Annotated in this window: 15 protein-coding genes; 6 read left to right on the top strand and 9 right to left on the bottom strand. The window is 42.7% G+C overall.

Annotated features, from left to right (window positions below; all coding sequences use genetic code 11):
* Positions 1 to 203: 203 nt before the first annotated feature.
* From eno to dgt, 6 genes are all read right to left on the bottom strand, one after another.
* On the bottom strand, positions 204 to 1,505 hold the full coding sequence (gene eno, locus ABWP91_RS03195; RefSeq protein ID WP_353242001.1) for a phosphopyruvate hydratase: 1,302 nt from the start codon (positions 1,503 to 1,505) through the stop codon (positions 204 to 206).
* A 65-nt stretch (positions 1,506 to 1,570) separates the two neighbouring features.
* Positions 1,571 to 3,208: a glutamine hydrolyzing CTP synthase gene (gene pyrG, locus ABWP91_RS03190; protein WP_353242000.1), complete on the bottom strand. Its 1,638-nt coding sequence runs from the start codon at positions 3,206 to 3,208 to the stop codon at positions 1,571 to 1,573.
* A gap of 558 nt (positions 3,209 to 3,766) precedes the next feature.
* Entirely contained in the window at positions 3,767 to 4,561 is a 795-nt protein-coding gene (mazG, locus tag ABWP91_RS03185; protein WP_353241999.1) for a nucleoside triphosphate pyrophosphohydrolase, read from the bottom strand.
* A 563-nt stretch (positions 4,562 to 5,124) separates the two neighbouring features.
* Positions 5,125 to 7,356 (bottom strand): GTP diphosphokinase, encoded by a 2,232-nt coding sequence (gene relA, locus ABWP91_RS03180; protein WP_353241998.1) that lies wholly within the window; start codon positions 7,354 to 7,356, stop codon positions 5,125 to 5,127.
* 16 nt (positions 7,357 to 7,372) lie between these two features.
* Positions 7,373 to 8,704: a 23S rRNA (uracil(1939)-C(5))-methyltransferase RlmD gene (gene rlmD / locus ABWP91_RS03175; RefSeq protein ID WP_353241997.1), complete on the bottom strand. Its 1,332-nt coding sequence runs from the start codon at positions 8,702 to 8,704 to the stop codon at positions 7,373 to 7,375.
* Positions 8,705 to 8,869: 165 nt separating this feature from the next.
* Entirely contained in the window at positions 8,870 to 10,396 is a 1,527-nt protein-coding gene (dgt, locus tag ABWP91_RS03170; protein ID WP_353241996.1) for a dGTPase, read from the bottom strand.
* A gap of 246 nt (positions 10,397 to 10,642) precedes the next feature.
* Between dgt and mtnN the strand changes: the two genes are divergently transcribed.
* Together mtnN and btuF are read left to right on the top strand one after the other, a co-directional pair.
* Positions 10,643 to 11,335 carry a 5'-methylthioadenosine/S-adenosylhomocysteine nucleosidase gene (gene mtnN, locus ABWP91_RS03165; protein ID WP_353241995.1) on the top strand — a complete coding sequence of 231 codons (693 nt, stop codon included), beginning with the start codon at positions 10,643 to 10,645 and terminating at the stop codon, positions 11,333 to 11,335.
* A 63-nt stretch (positions 11,336 to 11,398) separates the two neighbouring features.
* On the top strand, positions 11,399 to 12,229 hold the full coding sequence (btuF, locus tag ABWP91_RS03160) for a vitamin B12 ABC transporter substrate-binding protein BtuF (protein WP_353241994.1): 831 nt from the start codon (positions 11,399 to 11,401) through the stop codon (positions 12,227 to 12,229).
* Positions 12,230 to 12,611: 382 nt separating this feature from the next.
* Here btuF and erpA read toward each other — a convergent pair whose 3' ends face one another.
* Positions 12,612 to 12,956, bottom strand: coding sequence for an iron-sulfur cluster insertion protein ErpA (gene erpA / locus ABWP91_RS03155; protein ID WP_353241993.1), 345 nt, complete (start codon positions 12,954 to 12,956; stop codon positions 12,612 to 12,614).
* Positions 12,957 to 13,168: 212 nt separating this feature from the next.
* On the opposite strand from erpA, the gene hemL reads away from it, so the two are divergent.
* A complete protein-coding gene (gene hemL, locus ABWP91_RS03150; protein WP_353241992.1) occupies positions 13,169 to 14,458 on the top strand; it encodes a glutamate-1-semialdehyde 2,1-aminomutase in 1,290 nt (429 codons plus the stop codon).
* Positions 14,459 to 14,717: 259 nt separating this feature from the next.
* Here hemL and mrcB read toward each other — a convergent pair whose 3' ends face one another.
* Together mrcB and hrpB are read right to left on the bottom strand one after the other, a co-directional pair.
* The gene (mrcB, locus tag ABWP91_RS03145) at positions 14,718 to 17,240 is read right to left on the bottom strand and encodes a bifunctional glycosyl transferase/transpeptidase (RefSeq protein ID WP_353241991.1); all 2,523 of its coding nucleotides are present in this window, start codon (positions 17,238 to 17,240) and stop codon (positions 14,718 to 14,720) included.
* Positions 17,241 to 17,429: 189 nt separating this feature from the next.
* Positions 17,430 to 19,889, bottom strand: a complete 2,460-nt coding sequence (gene hrpB, locus ABWP91_RS03140; protein ID WP_353241990.1) for an ATP-dependent helicase HrpB — start codon at positions 19,887 to 19,889, stop codon at positions 17,430 to 17,432.
* A 100-nt stretch (positions 19,890 to 19,989) separates the two neighbouring features.
* Between hrpB and sfsA the strand changes: the two genes are divergently transcribed.
* The 3 genes from sfsA to pcnB all read left to right on the top strand — a co-directional run bounded on the left by sfsA (position 19,990) and on the right by pcnB (position 23,426).
* Positions 19,990 to 20,700, top strand: coding sequence for a DNA/RNA nuclease SfsA (gene sfsA, locus ABWP91_RS03135; protein WP_353241989.1), 711 nt, complete (start codon positions 19,990 to 19,992; stop codon positions 20,698 to 20,700).
* Positions 20,701 to 20,894: 194 nt separating this feature from the next.
* Complete coding sequence (dksA, locus tag ABWP91_RS03130; protein WP_004260494.1) at positions 20,895 to 21,350, top strand: RNA polymerase-binding protein DksA; 456 nt, start codon at positions 20,895 to 20,897, stop codon at positions 21,348 to 21,350.
* A gap of 453 nt (positions 21,351 to 21,803) precedes the next feature.
* Positions 21,804 to 23,426 (top strand): polynucleotide adenylyltransferase PcnB, encoded by a 1,623-nt coding sequence (gene pcnB / locus ABWP91_RS03125; RefSeq protein WP_353241988.1) that lies wholly within the window; start codon positions 21,804 to 21,806, stop codon positions 23,424 to 23,426.
* The last annotated feature ends 8 nt before the right edge of the window (positions 23,427 to 23,434 follow it).

Here is a 23,434-nt window from a genome sequence, read left to right as displayed (position 1 = left end):
ATTTTCATTAATTACAAACATCTTATTACTATCATAAAAAATAGAATTTATTACGTTCGTTCTTATGAAAAATAAAATTTTAAGATAAACTTTTAAATAGAAAGATTAATATTTTTAAAATTAATTAAAGTATCATTTATTTCAGATATAAAAAAACGGGACGCTTTCGCCTCCCGTTTCAGTCAATTTGCTAAGCAATTAAATTATGCTTGGCCTTTAACTTCTTTTAAGCCGTTGAATGGTGCGCTGTTACCCAGAGCTTCTTCGATACGGATTAATTGGTTGTATTTAGCAACACGGTCAGAACGGCTCATAGAACCTGTTTTGATTTGACCTGCAGCAGTACCAACCGCTAAGTCAGCGATAGTTGCATCTTCAGTTTCACCTGAACGGTGAGAGATAACCGCTGTATAGCCAGCATCTTTCGCCATTTTAATTGCAGCCAGAGTTTCAGTTAAAGAACCGATCTGGTTGAACTTAATCAGGATTGAGTTAGCAATACCTTTATCGATACCTTCTTTCAGGATCTTAGTATTGGTTACAAACAGGTCGTCACCAACCAGTTGGATTTTGTCACCAAGAACTTTAGTTTGGTATGCGAAACCATCCCAGTCAGACTCATTCAGGCCATCTTCGATAGACACGATTGGGTACTGTTTAGTCAGTTCTTCTAAGTAATGAGTAAATTCTTCTGAAGTGAAGGTTTTGCCTTCGCCTTTCAGTTCATAGTTACCTGTTTCTGCGTTGAAGAACTCAGATGCAGCACAGTCCATCGCTAAAGTAACGTCTTTACCTAATACATAACCCGCTTGCTCAACCGCTTCTTTGATAGCGGCTAACGCTGCTGCGTTAGATTCTAAGTTGGGTGCATAACCACCTTCATCACCAACAGCGGTGTTCATACCTTTAGATTTCAGTACTTTTGCTAAGTGATGGAAAATTTCAGAACCCATACGAACCGCTTCTTTCAGCGTTGGTGCGCCAACAGGTTGGATCATAAATTCTTGGATATCAACGTTGTTATCTGCGTGCTCACCACCGTTGATGATGTTCATCATTGGCAGAGGCATAGAATATTGGCCGTGAGTTCCGTTCAGGTCAGAAATATGCTCATACAAAGGCATACCTTTTGCCGCTGCTGCTGCTTTTGCGTTTGCTAAAGAAACAGCCAGAATTGCGTTCGCACCAAATTTAGATTTGTTTTCAGTGCCATCAAGGTCAATCATGATTTTATCGATGTTTGCTTGATCTTTTGCATCTTTACCGATTAGGGCTTCTGCGATTGGGCCATTAACTGCACCAACAGCTTTCAGAACACCTTTACCCAGGAAACGAGCTTTATCACCGTCACGCAGCTCAAGAGCTTCACGAGAACCTGTAGATGCACCTGATGGTGCAGCTGCTAAACCAACAAATCCACCTTCTAAGTGAACTTCAGCTTCAACAGTTGGGTTACCACGAGAGTCAATGATTTCACGGCCGATCACTTTAACAATTTTGGACATTAGGTTTTCCTCAGTACAAGTTAAATTTCGGGAAGTTGGTGCCATTGCGCCGACTTCCCCATATCTTATTTCAACTCACCTTTCTGGTACTTACCAGCGGCTTTAACAAAACCTGCAAATAACGGGTGACCATCTCTTGGGGTCGAAGTGAACTCTGGGTGGAATTGGCAAGCCACAAACCAAGGGTGATTTGGGTTTTCGATAATTTCCACCAGCTTGTTATCTACTGAACGACCTGCAATTTTCAGGCCCGCATCTTCGATGCGTTTCAGTAATAAATTATTCACTTCATAGCGATGGCGGTGACGTTCAATGATGGTGTCAGCACCATACATATCACGCACTAAACTGCCATTCACTAAATGGCATGGCTGGCCGCCAACACGCATTGTACCGCCAAGGTCGCTCTCTTCAGAACGCACTTCAACGTTACCCTCTTCATCACGCCATTCTGTAATCAGCGCAACAACTGGGAATTTACAATCTGCTTTGAATTCTGTTGAGTTTGCATCTGCCATGTTGGCAACATTACGTGCAAATTCAATCAGAGCAACTTGCATACCCAAACAAATACCTAAATAAGGAATTTTGTTCTCACGTGCATATTGTGCCGTCAGAATTTTCCCTTCAACGCCACGCTCACCAAAACCACCTGGGACTAAAATTGCGTCCAGACCTTTCAGTAATTCAACACCACGTGTTTCGATATCTTGCGAGTCGATTAACTTGATATTCACCGTTAAGCGATTTTTCAAGCCACCGTGTTTCAGTGCTTCGATAACGGATTTATATGCATCTGGTAGCTCAACGTATTTACCCACCATTCCAATAGTGACTTCACCCGCTGGATTAGCTTCTTCGTAAATAACTTGTTCCCACTCAGATAAATTTGCCTCAGGCACATCGATATGGAAACGGCTACAGATGTATTCATCCAAACCTTGGGATTTTAACAAAGCTGGAATTTTATAAATAGAATCAACGTCTTTCAGTGAGATAACTGCTTTTTCTGGCACATTACAGAATAACGCGATTTTCGCACGTTCATTCGCAGGGATCACACGGTCTGAACGACAAATTAATACGTCAGGTTGAATACCAATGGACAGCAACTCTTTCACAGAATGTTGCGTTGGTTTGGTTTTCACTTCACCTGCAGCTGCAAGGTATGGCACTAAGGTTAAGTGCAAGTATAGTGTACGTTCACGACCCACTTCCGCCGCCATTTGGCGAATAGCTTCTAAGAATGGCAGGGATTCGATATCACCGACTGTTCCGCCAACTTCAACGAGAACAACATCATGACCTTCACCACCACGGATGATACGGTCTTTGATTTCATTAGTGATATGAGGGATAACTTGAATGGTAGCGCCTAAGTAGTCGCCACGGCGCTCTTTGCGCAGAACTTCAGAGTAGACACGGCCTGTCGTAAAGTTATTACGACGTGTCATTTTAGTACGGATGAAACGCTCATAATGACCCAAATCCAAGTCAGTTTCAGCGCCGTCTTCTGTAACGAAAACTTCCCCGTGTTGGGTTGGGCTCATTGTACCTGGGTCTACGTTAATGTAGGGATCCAGTTTCATAATGGTTACATTGAGTCCACGGGCTTCGAGTATAGCCGCCAAGGAGGCTGCGGCAATGCCTTTACCCAGAGAGGATACGACCCCGCCGGTCACAAAAATATAGTTAGTTTTCATGCTGAACCTGAAAGTTTAGGTTTAAAAGATGATGGATATAACAGGACGGGAAAACAGTATACCCGAACCTTAATTTCGCTACAAATGTTCTAAGCATAATAAGGCTAAATTTCATCAATACTCTAATATTATCAGCAAGTTAAAAACGAAAATTATTTATCGCTTCAAAAATAGTCATCTGCGTCTGTTTTTATACATTAACACAGTTTAAAGGCAAAAGCTAAATCCTTTCAGCTCGTTATGTGGCGTAAAAAATGCGATTCTGCACTAAGTTTGATTTTGAATAACTATTTACTCTATCACAAGGCATTTAACGCCCAAAAGTGCCACGTTATTCATTGTTTTTGAATCTTTGTTTGGGAATGTTGAATAAATTACTTTTAGAATAAACCAACAATATCCAAATCTTAAAACGACAAATAGTTTCAATACTTACATGTAATGGCTCTAAATAGTTCGCATTACAGCTAGGCAGCAAGAGAGGATATCTCGGGGAGCATAGACCCGTGTAGCCGAACGCAGCCAACAACGCTGTAGTGCGAAATATGACGAGACATTTTATTCTTGGCTTTTAACCTGCAGCCAGAGTGCCTCCATCTCCTCAAGTGTAGCATTTTCTACAGACTTACCACTTTCAGATAAACTTTTTTCGATTTGCCTAAAACGTCGTTCAAATTTATTACACGCTTTTTGCAGTGCAATTTCAGGCTTATAGCCTAGATGACGAGACAAATTTACCGTCGCAAATAGTAAATCCCCAATTTCCTCTTCTAGGCGGCCTTGGTCTACAACCACCTGAGTGGCTTCTTCCATGACTTCTTCAAGTTCTTCATGAACCTTCCCAACTACTGGGCCAAGCGTATCCCAGTCAAAACCAACAGAAGCGCAACGTTTTTGAATTTTATAGGCTTTCATCAATGCAGGAAGTGAGTTGGGAATGTCATCAAGTACAGAAAATTGTGACTTTTCAGCGCGTTCTTTTGCCTTGCGCTTTTCCCATCCTTCAATCACTTCAGAACTTGAAAGTTGATTATTCACATCAAAGATATGTGGGTGACGATGCTCAAGTTTATCGCTAACTGCTTGGCAGATATCATTGAAATCAAAGAGTGACTTTTCATTCGCCATTTGTGCATAAAAAACGACTTGAAATAATAAGTCCCCCAGTTCACCTTTTAGGTCGGAAAAGTCCTCACGTTCTATCGCATCAAGCACTTCATAAGTTTCTTCAAGTGTGTAGGGTGCAATCGTTTTAAATGTTTGTACTTTGTCCCAAGGGCACCCCGTTTGCGGGTCGCGCAGCTGCTCCATAATGGATAATAAGCGTTCTATTTGACGATTTTCCTGACTCATTGTATTACCCTTTGATTTTCTTTTGTTTCTACATAGCTATCTTTATCTCAAACTTACCAGATATAAAGGCTAATCAACAAATTTTTCCCAACAAATGAGAAAACAAAGAAAAAATTATTTTCAAAATATAAAAATGGTGATTTATAAAGCTGCCGATTTTCAAAATAGTTTGTGTTGTAGGTAGGCGGCAAGATTAGCTATCTTGGGGAGCATACATAAGTATGTGACCCAAGTAGCTAAATGCAGCCAACAACGCTGCGGCTCAAAATATAAAAATGGTGATTTATAAAGCTGCCGATTTTCAAAATAGTTTGTGTTGTAGGTAGGCGGCAAGATTAGCTATCTTGGGGAGCATACATAAGTATGTGACCCAAGTAGCTAAATGCAGCCAACAACGCTGCGGCTCAAAATATAAAAATGGTGATTTATAAAGCTGCCGATTTTCAAAATAGTTTGTGTTGTAGGTAGGCGGCAAGATTAGCTATCTTGGGGAGCATACATAAGTATGTGACCCAAGTAGCTAAACGCAGCCAACACCCCTACAACGCAAAATATGACGAAAATCACTGAGAATGGCGTTTGGCCTCAATAACATCGGCTAATTGATTCAACTTAGCTAACACCCTGCCTAGCACCTCGATATTATAAATCTCTACAGTCATATCGATGGTTGCTAGCTGTTGCTTAACATCACTACGGCTACTGACGCCTAGCACGTTAACTTTCTCGTTAGCGAGGATTGTGGTGATATCACGCAGTAAACCACTACGGTCATTTGCGACTACTCTGACCACAAGGGAATAGCCACTGGAGTAGTTTTCACCCCATACTGCATCTATCACACGTTCTGGGGCATGGCTTTGTAGCTCAGCAAGTTGTTCGCAGTCCACACTGTGAATTGAGATCCCGCGCCCTTTGGTGATAAAACCGACTATTTCATCCCCTGGGATCGGTTGGCAGCATCTTGCGATGTGGTGCATCAAATTACCAACACCTTCAACAACAACACGGCCGCTACTGTGAGAAGGTGCTCTTGGTACTGAAGATTTATTTTCTAACGTCTTCAGTGCTGCACGGTCTTCTTCTTCTGCAGTGGCTTTATTGAATTTACTTTGTAAGAAATTCACCAACTGGTTAATTCGAATATCACCACCACCAATACCTGCTAATACTTCATCCAGCGAATGAACGTTATAACGAGCTATAAGCAGCTTTTCCGCTTCACGCAGGCTAATATCGAGCTGGGATAGCTCGCTATCTAAAATCTGACGCCCTGCAAGTATGTTTTTGTCTCTATCTTGTTTACGGAACCAATTTTGAATTTTTGCACGCCCACGGCTTGTTGTGACATAACCTAGATTCGGGTTTAACCAGTCACGGCTAGGGTTCGGGTGTTTTTGAGTGATAATTTCAATTTGGTCCCCCATTTGCAGCTGATAGCTAAATGGCACGATCCTACCACTAATTTTTGCACCTATACACCGGTGCCCGACATCGCTGTGAATATGGTAGGCAAAATCAAGTGGGGTTGAACCCGCAGGTAAATCAACGACATCACCTTTCGGTGTGAAAACATACACTCGGTCATCAAACACTTGACTTCGAACTTCATCAAGCATTTCACCTGAGTCAGCCATCTCTTCTTGCCATGCGATTAATTTACGCAACCATGCAATGCGATTCTCGTAGCTGCTTCCCTTGCCAATTCCCGTTGCACCTTCTTTATATTTCCAGTGCGCCGCTACCCCCAATTCAGCATCTTCATGCATCTGCCGAGTACGTATTTGAATTTCAAGAGTTTTACCGTTAGGCCCTAACACGACGGTATGAATTGATTGATAGCCATTTGGCTTCGGGTTTGCTACATAGTCATCAAACTCATCTGGAAGATGGCGAAAATGCGTATGCACAATACCCAGCGCCGCGTAACAATCTTGTAAACGCTCAACCACGATACGCACAGCCCGCACATCGAACAGCTCATCAAACGCTAATGATTTTTTCTTCATTTTGCGCCAGATACTGTAGATATGCTTGGGACGACCGTAAATATCAGCCTGAATGTTTTCCTTTAACATATATTTACGCAATGTACCGACAAAATTATCTATATAATCTTCACGGTCAATGCGTCGCTCATGGAGTAACTTAGCGATTTTTTTGTATTCATCAGGGTGCAAGTAACGGAAACAGAAATCCTCTAATTCCCATTTTAATTGTCCAATCCCTAAGCGGTTTGCTAATGGCGCATAAATATTGGAGCATTCTTTCGCGGCTAATACACGTTCATCTTCCGTGGCATCTTTAACTTCGCGTAAGTGTGCAATACGCTCTGCTAACTTAATGACTACACAGCGAAAATCCTCCACCATCGATAATAACATTCGGCGGATATTGTCAACTTGGACGGAACTAGTTTCACTTGATTGTGTCGCTTTTAATTGACGGATAGCATCCATTTCAAGCACGCCTTTAACCAATTCGTGAATCGAATTTCCGAACTCATCAATGACTTCTTGCTCTTCCAGTTTGCCTTCTTCAACTAACGGAAATAATAATGCGGCTTGTAAGCTGCCGATATCCATGCTGAGCGTGGATAAAATTTCGGTCATTTCGATGCCACGCCACAGCAATAACGGCCCAATTTCTTGGTCTGCTAATTTATCGTGACAAAACTGCCAGGTATGGATGAGCTTTTCTTCTGATTGTTTATTGCTCAAACCCAGACCGCCTACCCATTTTTCCGGGGCAAACTCACCTGCTGGGGTAAGATGTGCACTTCTTACTGCAACCATATATTCTCCCTACCTGTTAATGCTCTGGTCGACGGATAAATAGTGCCATTGATTCTAAATGGCTAGTGTGCGGAAACATGTCTAACATCCGCAAATGTAACAATTGATACCCCGCATCAAGCAATACTTTACTGTCCCTTGCTAATGTTGTTGGGTTACAAGAAACATAGACAATTTTTTCAGGCATCAGTTTAATTAAATGTTCCATCACACCAGCAGCACCTGCTCGAGCTGGATCTAATAACACTTTATTGAACCCTTGGGCTGCCCACGGTTGCGTGTGAATTTCCGCTTCTAGGTTTTCATTATAGAAGGTCGCATTGGAAATAGTATTGAGCTGAGCGTTGTTTCGTGCCTGTTCGACTAAATTTTCGACACCTTCAACCCCGACAACCGATTTTGCTAATCGCGCTATTGGTAACGTAAAGTTACCCATTCCGCAAAAAAGGTCTAATACCCTGTCTTCACGTGTTAGATCTAACCATGCTAACGCCTGTGCCACCATCAATTGGTTCACTTGCCCGTTTACTTGGATAAAATTTAAGGGATTAAACTTAAGCACTTCACCCGCAACTTGGTATTCAGGCATTGGTGAATTCGCCGTCAAAGTCTCTAATGCGTTATCATTCCCTGCCAACCAAATAGACACACTATATTGGTTTTCAAAATCGCTAAGTTTCTGTTTATCTGCATGAGAAAAAGGCACTAAATGACGTATCATGATGATATTGCTGTTATCTGCATGAATAAGCTCAACATGGCCTAATTTTGGCTTAATACCCAGTTGGTTAAGACATTCAGAAAGCGGCTTAAGTAAGGCATCCAGCTCAGGGGCTAATACAGGGCAATTTTTAATATCAACGAGTGTATTCGATTGTGTTTGGCGAAAACCCATAACCAATAGTTGATTTTTAGGCTGATATTGCAGACCTAAACGCGCACGACGTCGATAACCATAAGACTCGCCACTCATCACAGGAGCTGCGTTTTTATCAACCCCAGTTTCCCTCATCATTAAATATTGTAAAGCCTCTGCTTTACTTGTTCTTTGTAATTCAATATCAATATGTTGCTGTTGGCAGCCACCACATTGATTAAAATAGCGGCATAAGGGTTTTACCCGCTGTGGGCTTGTTGATAAACGTTTAACCACTTTTGCTTTTGCAAAACTGCGTTTATCTTCCGTTAGCTCAATTTGTGCCTCTTCCCCAGGCAATAAATCCGCAACAAAAATTGTTTTTCCATCAAGGCGCGCAATACCTTGCCCAGCGGCATCTAAGCTATCAGCAATAACCGTAAGTTGACGGCGTGGAGTGGTGCGGCGGTTCGGAGAATAAAATTGAGCCATAAGTCATCACAACGAAGTATTAGTTACAAAAAAGGGTTCTTGCTTGCTTCCATTTCAGGCATTTTTGATACATGAAGAGGGAAAAACAGACATGTCTAGTATACCTGTTTTTCCTTTTATTTTATTGCCTACTTTTCGACTTTATTGCTTAGCGAATTAATATTATTAATTACTCACCATAAATTTTCTATATTCTTCATAGGCATAGTGATCTGTCATCCCGCTAATATAGTCCTGAATCAAACGAGCTCGGTAATAAAACTCAAGAATAGATTTATCCTCTTCATTCGTTGCAGACACTTTCTCAAGCGCCTCATTGTAGGATAAGCGGTGCTTGTTGGATAACTTATGGAATAGCCGCGTTTCAATAAAAAAGTGTTTGTGGTAGTTTTTTTCGACTAAATCTGCAAAGTCAGCCCGGCTCATCATCAATAACGGGCTATAAAAATCGAGTAAACCACTGATAATTTTATAACCTTGTAATTCTAGTTGTTCGACTTCGTGATGATTAAACACATGTTTAAATGCAACGGTTTTCAATACTTTCAGCAAGCGATGCTCAGGGCTTTTGTCTTCTAATAACGCGCTATTAAAATTACCATGATAGATCTCAGGTAGGTTTTTAATAAAACGTTGGGCGCTATAGTGCGCTAATTTACCTGTAATATTAACGCGTAGGTACATAAAGAACTGGTCTTGCTGAATACGCCTTGTGTGATTATCACTAATATTGTTATAAGCACGCATAATGGTTTGGTCGAATAAATCATTCGACTCAACTTCGCCCCACTCTGCACGCAAATAATCAATCAGTTGCTCAACGGTAAATATCCCTTTCTCTGCGGCATCATCCAAATCGGCAATACAATAAGAGATATCATCAGCCGCCTCCATAATGTAGGAAAGTGGGAAACGGCAATATTTTTCCATATCGAGTTTTTTGGTGAGTTCGCTAACAAAATCCGCTTCAGACCAGTAATACCCTGGTTTTTTCATCAAATAATCAAATTCTGCGGGAATAGGTTCTAAATCATAAGCACCACGTGTATATTTCAAGATGGCACCAATTTGTGCATAGGTTAGGTTAAGTTTCAGCAAGCGGTGAGCCATTCGCAAACCTTGTGCATTCCCTTCAAATGAACATAAATCTTGTTTTAATTGGCGGCGAAAAAGGTCTTGTTTCTCATTCCCTGTTAATTGCAATGCTTGAATTTGACAAGGGTCAGGCAAGTCTGGTGAATAAACGTAATCAGGGTAAAGTAACTTACCAAACCAACGCTGAATAGCGGCTTCACCGAAGTGCCCGAAAGGTGGATTGCCGATGTCGTGCATCAAGCAGGACATTTCCACTAGGCTTTCAAAAGCATCACAACGCTCATCTAACCCATAGGTTTCTAACAGTTTTTTCTTTTTTAGCTCACCAAGCACCGTTTTACTGATGTAACGCCCGACTTGCTGAACTTCGAGCGAATGCGTTAACCGGCTACGCACCGCCGCATTTTGTTCTAATGGGAAAACCTGTGTTTTTTGTTGTAAACGGCGAATAGCAGCGGAGTTAATAATGCGCCCGCGGTCACTTTCAAATAAGCGGTTTACAGCGTCTTCATCCTGCGGTGAGACTTTCTGGTTTTTAGCACTGCTCATGTAGTTACGTTGAAAGCTCAGTTTCTTTAGAAAATTAATCTCACCCACGCTGCCACCTTCCCTATCTCGATTGATGCTTCATTATATAGCCTAAATACAGGAAAAATACTTCACGACTCACCTTTCAATGTTACACTTCGTGCATCTTTGTAATTTCGTTGTCGAAATTCGAGTTGTTGCAAAAAAATTTGCGAACCCGCTCGAAGAATACAGCTCTAACACAATAAAACATTATCTTCCCTAGTCAAAATATTGACACTAATCGTACACATTGAGCAGGGAAAAGGAGACAAAATGAAAGTTGGGATCATTGGTGCGATGGAGCAAGAAGTTGCCATTTTGCGCTCACAAATTGAAGGCAGCCAAACCATTAGCCGTGCAGGCTGTGAAATTTATACTGGTAAAATCAACGGTGTGGATGTTGCCCTATTAAAATCAGGTATCGGCAAAGTTGCTGCCGCCATTGGTACAACCTTGTTATTAGAGCATTGCCAGCCTGATGTAGTGATTAACACAGGTTCCGCTGGCGGGTTAGACCCTCGCTTAAATGTGGGTGATATCGTTGTTTCTACCGAAGTGCGTTATCACGATGCCGATGTCACCGCATTTGGCTATGAACCGGGTCAGATGGCACAATGCCCGCCTGCATTTGTTGCCGATAGCAAACTGATTGATGTGGCTGAGCAGTGCATTCAGTTGCTCGATATGAATGCAGTTCGTGGTTTAGTGTGCAGTGGCGATGCTTTTATTAATGGTGCAGAGCCGTTGGCACGTATTAAAGCAACCTTCCCACAAGTTGCTGCCGTTGAAATGGAAGCCACTGCGATTGGTCAAGTTTGTCATCAATTCGGTGTACCCTTTGTCGTAGTTCGCGCAATTTCAGATGTTGCCGATAAAGAATCGCACACCAGCTTTGACGAATTTCTTCCCGTTGCTGCCCGCCAATCTTCACTGATGATCAATGCAATTTTAGCTAAGCTCGCTTAAATTCAACAAAAAAGGCATAACTGTTTGTTAGGCATGCCTTTTATTTTCAATATGATAATAGTGATGAAAAAATTAACCGTCTATTTATCTCAACTTATTACGTTATTACTGGCTTGTTTTATCTCATTTTCTGCTCTGTCTGAGCCGAAACAACGCGTGATTAGTTTATCCCCCGCAAATACCGAGCTCGCCTATGCCGCTGGTTTAGGTGATAACTTGGTTGCAGTCAGTGCTTATTCAGATTACCCCGAGCAGGCAAAAAGACTAGAGCAAGTTTCTGATTGGCAAGGGGTTAATGTCGAACGTATTATCGCGCTTAAGCCTGATTTGATTTTGGCGTGGCGAGGGGGAAACCCTCAACGACCGCTTGATCAGCTAGCATCCTTCGGTATACCCATAATCTATTTTGACCCACAAACCATTGATGAAGTCATTGATGCAGTCAATGAATTATCCCAGAACAGCCCTAAACCTGAACTGGCTCAGCAAAATGTTGATGCTATGCAAGCTAAGCTAGCACCTTATCAAAAACCAAAAAAAACAAACCTTAAAGCCAAGAAGGTCTTTATCCAGCTAGGAACTCAGCCTTTATTCAGCGCAGGTAATCATACTTTGCAAAATGATGCTGTGACATTTTGTGGTGGGGAAAATATTTTTGCTAATAGCGCCGTACAATGGCCACAAGTTAGCCGTGAGCAAGTGCTCACCCGCAATCCTGATGTGATTGTAATGACGGGTTCAGCTAAACAGGAAAAAGTTGTTAGGGATTTTTGGCATTCACAATTGGATGTGCCAATCATTCGTTTAAATGAAGATTGGTTTCACCGTGCAGGCCCACGAATTATCGACGCCACCAAACAACTCTGCGAACAGCTAAACGCTTTATCCAATTGATAGTTAAGAATTGCAAATCAAGAATCAAGAATCAAGAATCAAGAATCAAGAATCAAGAAATTTTCTAAATAGTTCGCGTTGTGGCAAGGCGGCAAATGAGGATATCTCGGGGAGCATACACAAGTATGTAACTAGGGTGAAAAGGGCGCAAAGCTAACAACTCAGCGAACAGCTAAACGATTTATCCAATTGAGGATTAAGAATTAAGAATTAAGAATTAAGAATTAAGAATTACAGGAATTTTCTAAATAGTTCGGGTTGTGGCAAGGCGGCGAATGAAGATATCTCGGGGAGCATACATAAGTATGTGACCCGAGTAGCTGAATGAAGCCAACGCCGCCACAGCGCGAAATATGACGAAAATTACGAAATATGACGAAAATTAGACGCTAAAAGACGAACCACACCCACAAGTCGACTTAGCATTCGGATTCGTTATGATAAAACGAGAACCCTCTAAACCTTCTGTATAGTCCACACTTCCGCCTACTAAATATTGTAGGCTCATTGGGTCGACTACCAGTGCAACGCCTTGTTTCTCGATAGTCATATCACCCTCGTTGATTTGATCATCGAAGGTAAAACCATACTGGAAACCGCTACATCCGCCACCGGTGATATAAACACGCAGACGCAGATTTGGGTTGTCCTCATCAGAGACTAAATCTTTAACTTTAATTGCTGCCGCATCAGTAAATTGCAATGGCAGAGCTGCATCATCACTCATTTTTCACTCCAAACCGGTGACCGGTAAATTCATATGTGGGCTAAAAACTACCCAGATCAATTAATCTAATTATCCGCCACTTGACTAAATCGTTCAAGTGTTGTTATGCAATTAGACACATTGTGCATATCTTGATAGCAACATTTGGTTTAATTGGTGTGGTGCTTTAGAATGGTAGCAAATTTTATTTCGCCCTTTTCTGGAGCCCTGCCATGTCGCAATCTGAAATTCTGTATGAGCAAGCAAAACAACAAATCCCAGGTGGTGTAAACTCGCCTGTTCGCGCCTTTAATGGTGTCGGTGGCACCCCTTTATTTATCGAAAAAGCAGATGGCGCTTATATTTATGATGTTGATGGTAAAGCGTATGTCGATTACGTTGGCTCGTGGGGACCCATGGTTTTAGGTCATAACCACCCAGAAATTCGCGATGCTGTCATTAAAGCAGTCCATAAAGGTTTAAGTTTCGGCGCACCAACCGCAGCCGAAGTTGAAATGGCCGAATTAGTTTGCGAACTCGTTCCTTCTATGGACTTAGTTCGCATGGTGAACTCGGGTACTGAAGCTACCATGAGCGCCATTCGCCTAGCTCGTGGCTATACTGGCCGCGATAAAATCATCAAATTCGAAGGTTGTTATCATGGCCACGCAGATTGCTTATTAGTCAAAGCAGGTTCTGGCGCATTGACCATGGGTGAACCAAACTCACCGGGTGTGCCTGAAGATTTCGTCAAACATACTCTCACTTGCACCTACAATGACCTTGCATCTGTACGCCAAGCATTTGAAAACTACCCTGAAGATATCGCGTGTGTCATCGTAGAGCCTGTTGCAGGGAACATGAACTGTATACCACCAACCGCAGAATTCCTACCAGGCCTACGTGCGCTATGTGATGAATTCAACGCAGTTTTGATCATTGATGAAGTGATGACTGGCTTTCGTGTTGCATTAGGTGGCGCGCAAGATTACTACGGTGTTGAGCCAGACTTAACTTGCCTAGGCAAGATTATTGGCGGGGGTATGCCTGTGGGGGCATTTGGTGGCCGTCTTGAAATTATGGAAAAATTAGCGCCTATCGGCCCTGTTTATCAGGCAGGTACCTTATCGGGTAACCCCGTTGCGATGGCCGCAGGCCTTGCTTGCTTAAAAGAAGTGTCTCAGCCGGGGGTTCATTCGCGTTTAAATGAGTTAACCGAAAAATTAGCGCGCGGGTTAAAACGTGTTTCCCAAGAACAAGGTATTCCGATGGTCATCAACCATGTTGGGGGAATGTTTGGTATTTTCTTCACAGATGCGCCAACAGTAACTTGCTACCAAGACGTGATGAAATGCAATGTAGAGTGCTTCAAAAAATTCTTCCATTATATGTTAGAACAAGGCATTTACCTCGCTCCATCTGCCTTTGAAGCAGGCTTTATGTCTATCGCCCACAGCGATGAAGATATTGAGAAAACCATCAAAGCTGCTGAAACAGCACTGGCGAAGATTAAAGCAAATTAATTCACATTGAAATTACGGAGGTGAAATGTTACCTACTTTCACCTCTATTCTTTTGCATCGTTAGCGAAAGATTGGATAGTCACCGATTGCAGCCTTACACCACAATTTTAACCCATTCATTCTCTAGCTCATTAATTCTCTAAATAATTCAGCCTGTAGCTAGGCGGTCAGCGAGCTAGAACCTAGGAGCATACAATAGTATGTGACTAGGTCTAGTGAGTGCAACCAACAACGCTACAGGTTGAAGTATGACGAGAATTTATGGGTTATCGCCAAACATATCCTTCACCCAGTCCGGCGCATCGCTTTTTTGCTCATCATTATTGCCATTTAAATTCCACTCTGGCGCTTGATTTTCTGAGACTTGGCACAGGCTTTCTGGGTTATCCGTCCAAATTGGTAACATTCTGCCGCCACCAAAGTTTGAACAACTTAACTGCCCATCTGCCGTAACTTGCATGTCAACAATGCCTTCTGGTGCGCGGTTAATCAGCGCTAAAGGCGCTTGGTTATCCAGGTAGCGTTGGTAGACTTTCAAAGCCCCTGTCGCCCCTGTTAACTGTGTTGGGCCATTGTTATCACGCCCTACCCAGACAATTGCCACCTCTTTGCCATCAATACCTGCATACCAGCTATCACGCAAATCATTGGTTGTCCCGGTTTTACCCGCCAAATTGTATTTACCGTATTTGGATAATAAAACGCGACCTGTTCCTTGATTCACCACTTGTTGCATGCCATAGAGCGTTAAATAAGCCGCTTGTGAAGGTACAGCACGCTCTGCGGATGGGTAACTTTGGTAAATTTCGTTACCATCACCATCAATAACCGAACGTAGGGAGGACAACTTCGCTCGGTTTCCTTCACCACCAATGGTTTGGAAAACCTGAGCCACTTCTGCTGGTGTTAAGTTAACAGCACCTAGGAACATCGCTGGCACTTTTTCCAGCGCCGCGGCTGGTGCGCCTAAGCGAACAAACGTATTAAATACTTGGTCGAGACCAATATCTAACCCTAAGTTTACAGTTGGAATATTTTGCGATTTAGCCAATGCATCAACTAGCATCATACGGCCATTGAAGTTACGGCTGTAGTTTCTTGGGCTCCAATTTTGGTTACCGACTTTAACGGTCAGTGGTTCATCTTTTAACCACGTATTCAAACGGTAACGGTCTGGTTCGCTCAGTGCAGCAAGATACACAGGTGGTTTTGCTAATGAACCGATGCTGCGACGTGCGTTTAATGCACGGTTAAAACCCGAGAATTGAGGTTGAGAGCCACCAACCATGGCACGAACTTCGCCATTAATACGGTCAACTACCACCATTGCGCCTTCAATATCATCTAATTTACGGGTTTTGCGTAAATCTGCGACACCATTTTCCACAGCATTTTCTGCCGCAGTTTGTGCAACGGGGTCTAAAGTTGTGAAAATTTTCGCGCCTGATAGTTCTTTGACTTTGTCACCCAATTTTTCATTGAGTTCTAAACGAACCATTTGCATAAAAGCAGGTTGAGAGGCCACCAGCCCTTCTTTATTTTTCACACCTAGCGGCCTTGCGCTAAGAACTTGATACATTTCTTGGTCAATCACACCGCGTGTTTCAAGAATTTTTAATACAATATTACGCCGTTTAATGGCATTTTGTGGTTTCGTCCAAGGGTTATACGTTGACGCCCCTTGCACCATGCCCACTAACAAGGCTTGCTGGTCAAAACTTAGCTCATTAATTGGGCGACCAAAATAATACAAACTCGCTAATGGGAAGCCCCGAATTTCATCGTTACCGTTTTGACCTAAGAAAACTTCGTTTAAATACAGCTCTAAAATACGTTCTTTGCCATAGTTATAGTCCAACAAAATCGCCATGTAGGCTTCATTGGCTTTACGTTTCAGGGTTCGCTCATTGGTTAAAAATAGGTTTTTGACCAATTGCTGTGTCAGGGTACTTCCCCCCTGCACTGAACGCCCAGCGGTTAAGTTAGCGACAACTGCACGGCCGATAGAATACAAACTGACACCATCGTGCTCGTAAAAGTTCCTATCTTCGGTTTCAAGTAAGATTTTCACCAATGATTCAGGGAAATCCGCTAATGGCAGGACCAAACGCTGCTCATTATTTGCGGATTGCATCATGGTGATAAGTTTTGGATCTAAACGGAAAAAGCCAAATGAACGGCCGTTCTCCATGTTCTCAATCTTACTTAATGAATTATTTTCAAACACCATACGCGCCAAAATCTGCCCTTCTTTTTGATCAGGGAAGTTAAATGGGCGACGTAAAATTTCGATGGTATTGCCACGCACAACAAACTCACCGGATGTAGTGATTTTGCTGACTTTGCGATATTGCATCCCCTCGAGCAAACGTGTCATTTCCGCTTGGCTATAATCCATCCCCGGTTCAAGGTTAACCATGCGACCATAAACCGCAGCGGGGAGATCCCAGACCTTACCATCGAGGCGTTCTTTAATTTGTTGATTTAAATAAAAACCATACGCAGCCAATAGCACTGCAAATACAATCATCAGTTTGACAAGTAGCCAGAACCAACGCCATTTGCTTTTTACTTTACGTTGTTTTTTATTGTTTGAGCCTTTTTTAGCCATGTGCTCTTCTTCATCTTCATCGTCAAGATATTGTTCTTCAATATCATCATCTTGGTATAAATCTTCATCGTCATAATCATCGCGGTCTCTACGGCGGCGTGATGAAGATTGTTTTTTGTCAGCCGCTTTTTTATTACGTCGGCCGATTGGTTCAAAATCTTTACCGGACATGGTCGCTCCATATCACCTTACAAAATCACTTAATAACTTAATTATTCACTAACTGCTTAACGCATAGTGGTTAATTTTGGCCCATAACCCTTGAGATTTCACCAAAGAAAGCTCTTAATTACATTTCCTTACTCTGCTTCGCCCATTCAAGCCAGTTTTGGAAACCCGCTATTAGAGCATAAAAATCGGTTATTTCGTACTCATCATCGCTTTTTTTGTTTGCCTTGTTGGCGCCGTATTCGCGGGGTCATCTGGCCATAAATGCTTTGGATAACGCCCTTTCATCTCTTTTTGAATCTCTTTGTAGCTGCCTTGCCAAAAAGCACCAAGGTCTTGCGTGATTTGCAGTGGTCGCATGGCAGGTGATAACAAAGACACTGTTAACGTCAGTTTTCCCTGGGCAACGGTGGGGTTCGTTTTTTCACCGTACATTTCTTGCATACGGATCTCAATAAAGGGATGCTTGTCTAAAGCGTAGTGAATGCTCACATCGTGGGAAGATGGCGCGAGGTAAGTTTCTGGTAACATACCTTGCAACCACTGTTGTTGTTGCCAATCCAAACGATTGATTAGTAACCTGGCTAAATCAATTTGTTGTAATTTTTGCTTGTTCGTCACACCATCCAAATAGGGCTCAAGCCATTCATCCAGAGACCCCAATAGTGCATTTTCATCAAAATCAGGGAAGTCGACTTCAGGAAACAGCTGTTTAGCCAATGTGCAACGAATACACAGTTGCAGCGCATCTTCTTGCCAATTCAGTTGTTGTAACCCGTTTTGTTTTAGCCAGTAAACCAATGCTTGGCGAATTTCTGTTTTATCAGGGTTTGTGAGTCGCTCTGATTTCGCCACCAGTTGCCCACATTGCAAGCGTTTCCACGCTAATAATGTGCCCTTTTGCTCATCCCATTCCACCGTTTCTTGCGTGCTAAATAAAGTAGGGCAATCTGCTTGTAACCTGTCTATATCAACTGGGTAAGCTAATGAAATTCGAGCATCTGCCGAGTTTTCAGGCTGCCAAACGGAGACAACCATTAACCAAGGCGTGCCAATTAGCGGATCCGATTCAATCAGGGATGCGCCCAACCCGCTGGCGAGCTGGTATCGCAGTTGGTTATCACGGGATTTGGCGATGCGGTCTGGGAAAGCCGCGGCTAATAATGTTGGTAACCACTCACTTATCAATTCTGATTGCAGCCCAATTTTATTTGATACTTTCTGTTCACTCAGCACTGATGCACGTTTGCACCAATTGTCTGTCGGCCTTTCGATAGAACTGCGTAAGTCGCACTCCCCATTACGTGGAGGTTCCTCAATGATTGCCGTGAGCAATGCAGCAAGCTGAATCACATTTTTATTTTGGCTTTCTTGCGCTTTACAGAGCATCGCCGCGGTTCGCACCTCACTACCAAAAGCTGCCATTTTTTGCCCCAAGACCGTTAACTTGCCTTGGCTATCAACCACTCCTAATTTCGTTAATAAATCCTTCGCTGCGGCAATAGCAGGTTGTGGCGGTGGCGATAACCAACTGAGTTGTGCTGTATCATGGCATCCCCATTGCAATAAAGAGAGCCATAACCCACTAAGATCGCTTTGGTTAATTTCTGCTTCACTAAACTGCGCGGCACGTTCGGCTTGTTCTTCACTAAATAAGTGCCAGCAAACCCCTGCCTCCAAACGGCCCGCTCGCCCAGCTCGCTGAGCCATTGACGCTTGGCTAATTCGCTGTTTTACCAGTTTTGTTAGCCCTGAACGCGGGTTAAACTGCCCAATGCGCTCAAAACCGCTATCAACCACTAAACGAATACCTTCGATGGTTAAACTGGTTTCGGCAATATTAGTCGCCAACACCACTTTGCGTTTTCCTTCGGGGGCAGCTTGGATAGCTTGTTGTTGAGCTTGCAGTGAAAGTGAGCCGTATAAAGGGCATAAAAGTATGCCCTCACTAACCATAGAAGAGAGTTCTAATCTCACTTTCTCTATTTCCCCCACCCCAGGGAGGAACAAAAGTAACGAGCCTGATTGTTGTTGCAGTAATTGCCATACTACCGATGCAACTTCTTTATGGAATAACTTGTTCGGGTTAATTGGATGGTACTCACGCACAACAGGGTAAGTACGCCCTTGAGAAGTGATGACAGGTGCTTCAGGGAATAACTGCGTGAGCCCTTGGTTATCCAACGTCGCTGACATCAATAAGATACGTAAGTCATCTCGCAGTGCCTGCTGAGTATCTAATAATAGAGCAAGGCCAAGGTCAGCCTGTAAATTTCGCTCGTGAAACTCATCTAAAATAACCAACCCAACGCCTTCGAGCATCGGGTCATTTTGTAACTGCCGTGCCAGTACACCTTCAGTGACCACTTCGAGACGCGTATGGCGGCTGACTTTAGTTTCCGAACGCATACGTAACCCAATCGTGTTACCGACCTCTTCCCCAAGTTGCTGCGCAAGGCGAGCTGCAACCGAGCGCGCAGCAAGGCGACGCGGCTCTAGCATAATAATTCGCCCATCAATCACACCACTTTTTAGTATTTCAAGGGGCAATACGGTTGATTTACCTGCGCCTGTCGGCGCATGCAATAACACTTGTGGGGACGATTTTAAGGCGGCCAGTAACGATTCACTGACTTCTAATATGGGTAACACGAAAGTAACCACTCCTTGCATTTAACTTTTGCTATCAGACATTGTAGCATTAGCCACTTTCATCAGTCAGCTTATCACTGGTTAGCAGCACGGAGACCTTATGGAATTTCATCCCTCTTTACAATCCGCCACCTTAATTAAGCGTTACAAACGGTTTTTAGCGGATGTCACCCTGCCAAATGGTGAGGAGATAACAATTCACTGCGCCAATACAGGTGCAATGACAGGGTGTGCGACCCCCGGTGATACGGTCTGGTATTCCACATCTGACAATGCAAAACGTAAATATCCCCACAGTTGGGAGTTAACCCAAACAGCGAAAGGGCACTTTATTTGCATTAATACCCTGCGAGCGAACCAGTTAGTTGCTGAAGCTTTGGCCAAAAAATGCATTCCAGAATTATCCGAATACAGTGAAATAAAACCTGAAGTGAAATATGGAACAGAAAATAGCCGAATTGACTTTTTTCTTTCTCATAATGGGTTACCGGACTGCTTTATTGAAGTGAAATCAGTGACTTTACTCGAAGATAATCATGGTTTCTTTCCTGATGCAGTGACACTCCGAGGACAAAAACACCTAAGAGAGCTAATGCACATTGCGAAAGAAGGAAAAAGAGCCATACTATTGTTTGTTGCTTTACATACAGGTATTCACGTAGCATCAGCGGCTGCACATATTGATAAAAAATATGCGCAATTATTAGAGGAAGCAAAGCAAAGTGGAGTTGAAGTACTTTGTTATCAGGCAGATATAACCGTTCAACAAATGTCGTTAAGTAAACAGATTAGTTTTACATCTATTAAATAATATTTTTTTAGTAGATTTTTATACAAGGCCGCTGAGTTCTGGGCGCTAAAAGGGAATAAACACGCTCGCCCTCACAGCATTACAAAACTCATTGCATGAACGATTGCCAAGAGAGCTCTCTTCTGCTATTTATAGCGACCTTAAATTTTCCCCCTTGGGGTTTTTGTAAAATTTGCGTGTGTAGGAGAAGCATTATGCAAGAAGGGCAAAAACGTAAGACATCGTCCTTAAGCATTCTCGCCATTGCTGGGGTTGAGCCCTATCATGAAAAAGCTGGCGAAGAGTACATGAACGAAGCCCAATTGGCGCATTTTAAGCTCATTCTCGAAGCATGGCGCAATCAACTCAGAGATGAAGTGGACCGGACTGTTACTCATATGCAAGATGAGGCAGCTAACTTTCCAGACCCCGTTGATAGAGCCGCTCAGGAAGAAGAATTCAGCCTTGAATTACGTAACCGGGATCGTGAACGTAAATTGATTAAGAAAATCGAGAAAACGCTGAAAAAAGTTGAAGATGACGACTTTGGCTATTGTGAATCATGTGGTGTAGAAATTGGTATCCGTCGTTTGGAAGCCCGTCCTACCGCTGATTTATGTATCGACTGTAAAACATTAGCTGAAATTCGCGAAAAGCAAATGGCTGGCTAATTGCTCAGATGGAGTCCTGAACGGCGCATATTGCGTGCGCCGTTGTATGGGTTTCGCTCCGCTAAAACCCCCTCGTTTTTACACAATCCAATAAGCGCCTTTATTAATCCCTTATTTTTGCTATCATTTTTGATAAAATTCATGGTTAGCAAACGAATGCACGGTTAGGCATTCAATAAAAACGCAGCTTTTCAGTAAATTTTTTTATTGGATTTTATTGTGCATTTTTCAGGTTATAATTTTAATAAAGTGCAATATCATTGCGGGAAAACCCTTTAATATAAGGCATTCCAAGCCATCGTTCGCGAGCTTTAGAACGGTATTTTTTTATTTTTCGAATGATTTTTATTGATAAAAAAAATGATTAGAGATGACTTTTATTCGTTTAACCATTCTCAAAGAAACTTCAGTGAGCTATGATTAGCCGCTTATTTTGTTTATTGAATATTGGTAATGACATCGAGGTGTACTATTTTTAACCGAGTAGCAAATTTCTGCCGTAACATTTTATCTCGCAATACAACTGCATCGAATGGTGAAGATGCGTTGCAGCATACGCATACTCAGCGAGATACCTCGGCAGCCGGTAAAAGGCCAATCACTCATTCCGATAAGGAGCAAACATCTCCTCGTACTCGGAGCGCTAAACAAACGCCAAAAACAGCATCTATTAAAAAAACGGTTCGTCAATCTCAACGTGCCGATTCTTCGCCTGAGAAACACCCTACAATGACAACCGAAAATAACGAAAATATTACTGTTATTCCGCGTTCTGAACACACAATTTCCCGTAGTGACATTAGCGATAATGCGCTGAAAGTCCTCTATCGCTTAAATAAAAGTGGCTATGAAGCCTACTTAGTCGGGGGCGGTGTTCGCGATTTATTATTAGGCCAAAAGCCAAAAGACTTTGATATCACAACAAATGCAACGCCAGAGCAAATTCGTAAGCTATTTCGCAATTGTCGCCTTGTTGGCCGCAGATTCCGCTTAGCTCATATTATGTTCGGCCCTGAAATTATTGAGGTTGCAACTTTCCGTGGCCATCACGACCAAAATGCATCAGATGATAAAAACCTGTCATCACAGGCGCAAAATGGCATGTTGCTACGCGATAACATTTTTGGTTCTATCGAAGATGATGCTATTCGCCGTGACTTCACCGTTAACAGCCTGTATTACAACATTGATGATTTCACTTTGCGTGACTACGTCAATGGCTTGGCCGATCTTAAAGCCGGTATTATTCGCCTGATTGGCGATCCTGAAACCCGTTACCGTGAAGACCCTGTTAGAATGCTGAGGGCTGTACGTTTTGCGTGTAAGCTGGATATGACTATCGAGCCCAAAACCGCCGACCCAATTCATCACTTAGCTCCATTGTTAAGGGAAATCCCTTCTGCAAGGCTATTTGAAGAATCGTTAAAATTACTGCAAGCGGGCCAAGGTTATTCAACGTACAAAATGCTCAAAAAATTTGGTTTATTTGAGCAGCTATTTCCTGTGATTTCGAGCCGTTTCAGTGAAAATGGTGACTCGCCAATGGAAAAAATCATTGAGCAAGTTCTTAAAAATACAGACTTTAGGCTTAAAAACGATAAACGTGTAAACCCTGCATTTTTATTTGCAGCCATGTTATGGTACCCCGTTACCGAACATGCAGAGAAGCTATCTCAAGAAGGTGGCCTTGCCTATTATGATGCCTTTGCCCTTGCAATGAATGATATTTTAGATGAGCAATGCCGTTCAATTGCCATCCCTAAACGTATCACCACAACAATGCGCGATATTTGGTTGTTGCAATTACGCTTACCACGTCGTCAAGGTCGCCGTGCCAATAAATTAATGGAGCATCCAAAATTCCGTGCTGCCTTTGATTTATTAGAGCTTAGAGCCAATGTTGAGCATCGAAATGAGCTGCAAGAATTAGCATTATGGTGGGCGGATTTTCAGCAAGCCAACAATATTAAACAGCGAGAGATGATTTCAGAGTTAGGCAATGCGCCAACTCGTCGCCGTCATCGCCCGCAACGCACCTCACATTCAGGGGCGCGTAAACCGAACAAATCGTCATAAATAGAGAG

The organism is Providencia sp. (assembly GCF_040396775.1).
In the GTDB taxonomy this organism is placed as follows: domain Bacteria; phylum Pseudomonadota; class Gammaproteobacteria; order Enterobacterales; family Enterobacteriaceae; genus Providencia.
This window is presented reverse-complemented; position numbering and strand designations above follow the sequence as displayed.

What these genes read in the sequence shown, in the direction of transcription:
- eno (WP_353242001.1), bottom strand. Translation starts at nt 1,505, where the DNA reads ATGTCCAAAATTGTTAAAGTGATCGGCCGTGAAATCATTGACTCTCGT.
- pyrG (WP_353242000.1), bottom strand. Translation starts at nt 3,208, where the DNA reads ATGAAAACTAACTATATTTTTGTGACCGGCGGGGTCGTATCCTCTCTG.
- mazG (WP_353241999.1), bottom strand. Translation starts at nt 4,561, where the DNA reads ATGAGTCAGGAAAATCGTCAAATAGAACGCTTATTATCCATTATGGAG.
- relA (WP_353241998.1), bottom strand. Translation starts at nt 7,356, where the DNA reads ATGGTTGCAGTAAGAAGTGCACATCTTACCCCAGCAGGTGAGTTTGCC.
- rlmD (WP_353241997.1), bottom strand. Translation starts at nt 8,704, where the DNA reads ATGGCTCAATTTTATTCTCCGAACCGCCGCACCACTCCACGCCGTCAA.
- mtnN (WP_353241995.1), top strand. Translation starts at nt 10,643, where the DNA reads ATGAAAGTTGGGATCATTGGTGCGATGGAGCAAGAAGTTGCCATTTTG.
- btuF (WP_353241994.1), top strand. Translation starts at nt 11,399, where the DNA reads ATGAAAAAATTAACCGTCTATTTATCTCAACTTATTACGTTATTACTG.
- erpA (WP_353241993.1), bottom strand. Translation starts at nt 12,956, where the DNA reads ATGAGTGATGATGCAGCTCTGCCATTGCAATTTACTGATGCGGCAGCA.
- hemL (WP_353241992.1), top strand. Translation starts at nt 13,169, where the DNA reads ATGTCGCAATCTGAAATTCTGTATGAGCAAGCAAAACAACAAATCCCA.
- mrcB (WP_353241991.1), bottom strand. Translation starts at nt 17,240, where the DNA reads ATGTCCGGTAAAGATTTTGAACCAATCGGCCGACGTAATAAAAAAGCG.
- sfsA (WP_353241989.1), top strand. Translation starts at nt 19,990, where the DNA reads ATGGAATTTCATCCCTCTTTACAATCCGCCACCTTAATTAAGCGTTAC.
- dksA (WP_004260494.1), top strand. Translation starts at nt 20,895, where the DNA reads ATGCAAGAAGGGCAAAAACGTAAGACATCGTCCTTAAGCATTCTCGCC.
- pcnB (WP_353241988.1), top strand. Translation starts at nt 21,804, where the DNA reads ATGACATCGAGGTGTACTATTTTTAACCGAGTAGCAAATTTCTGCCGT.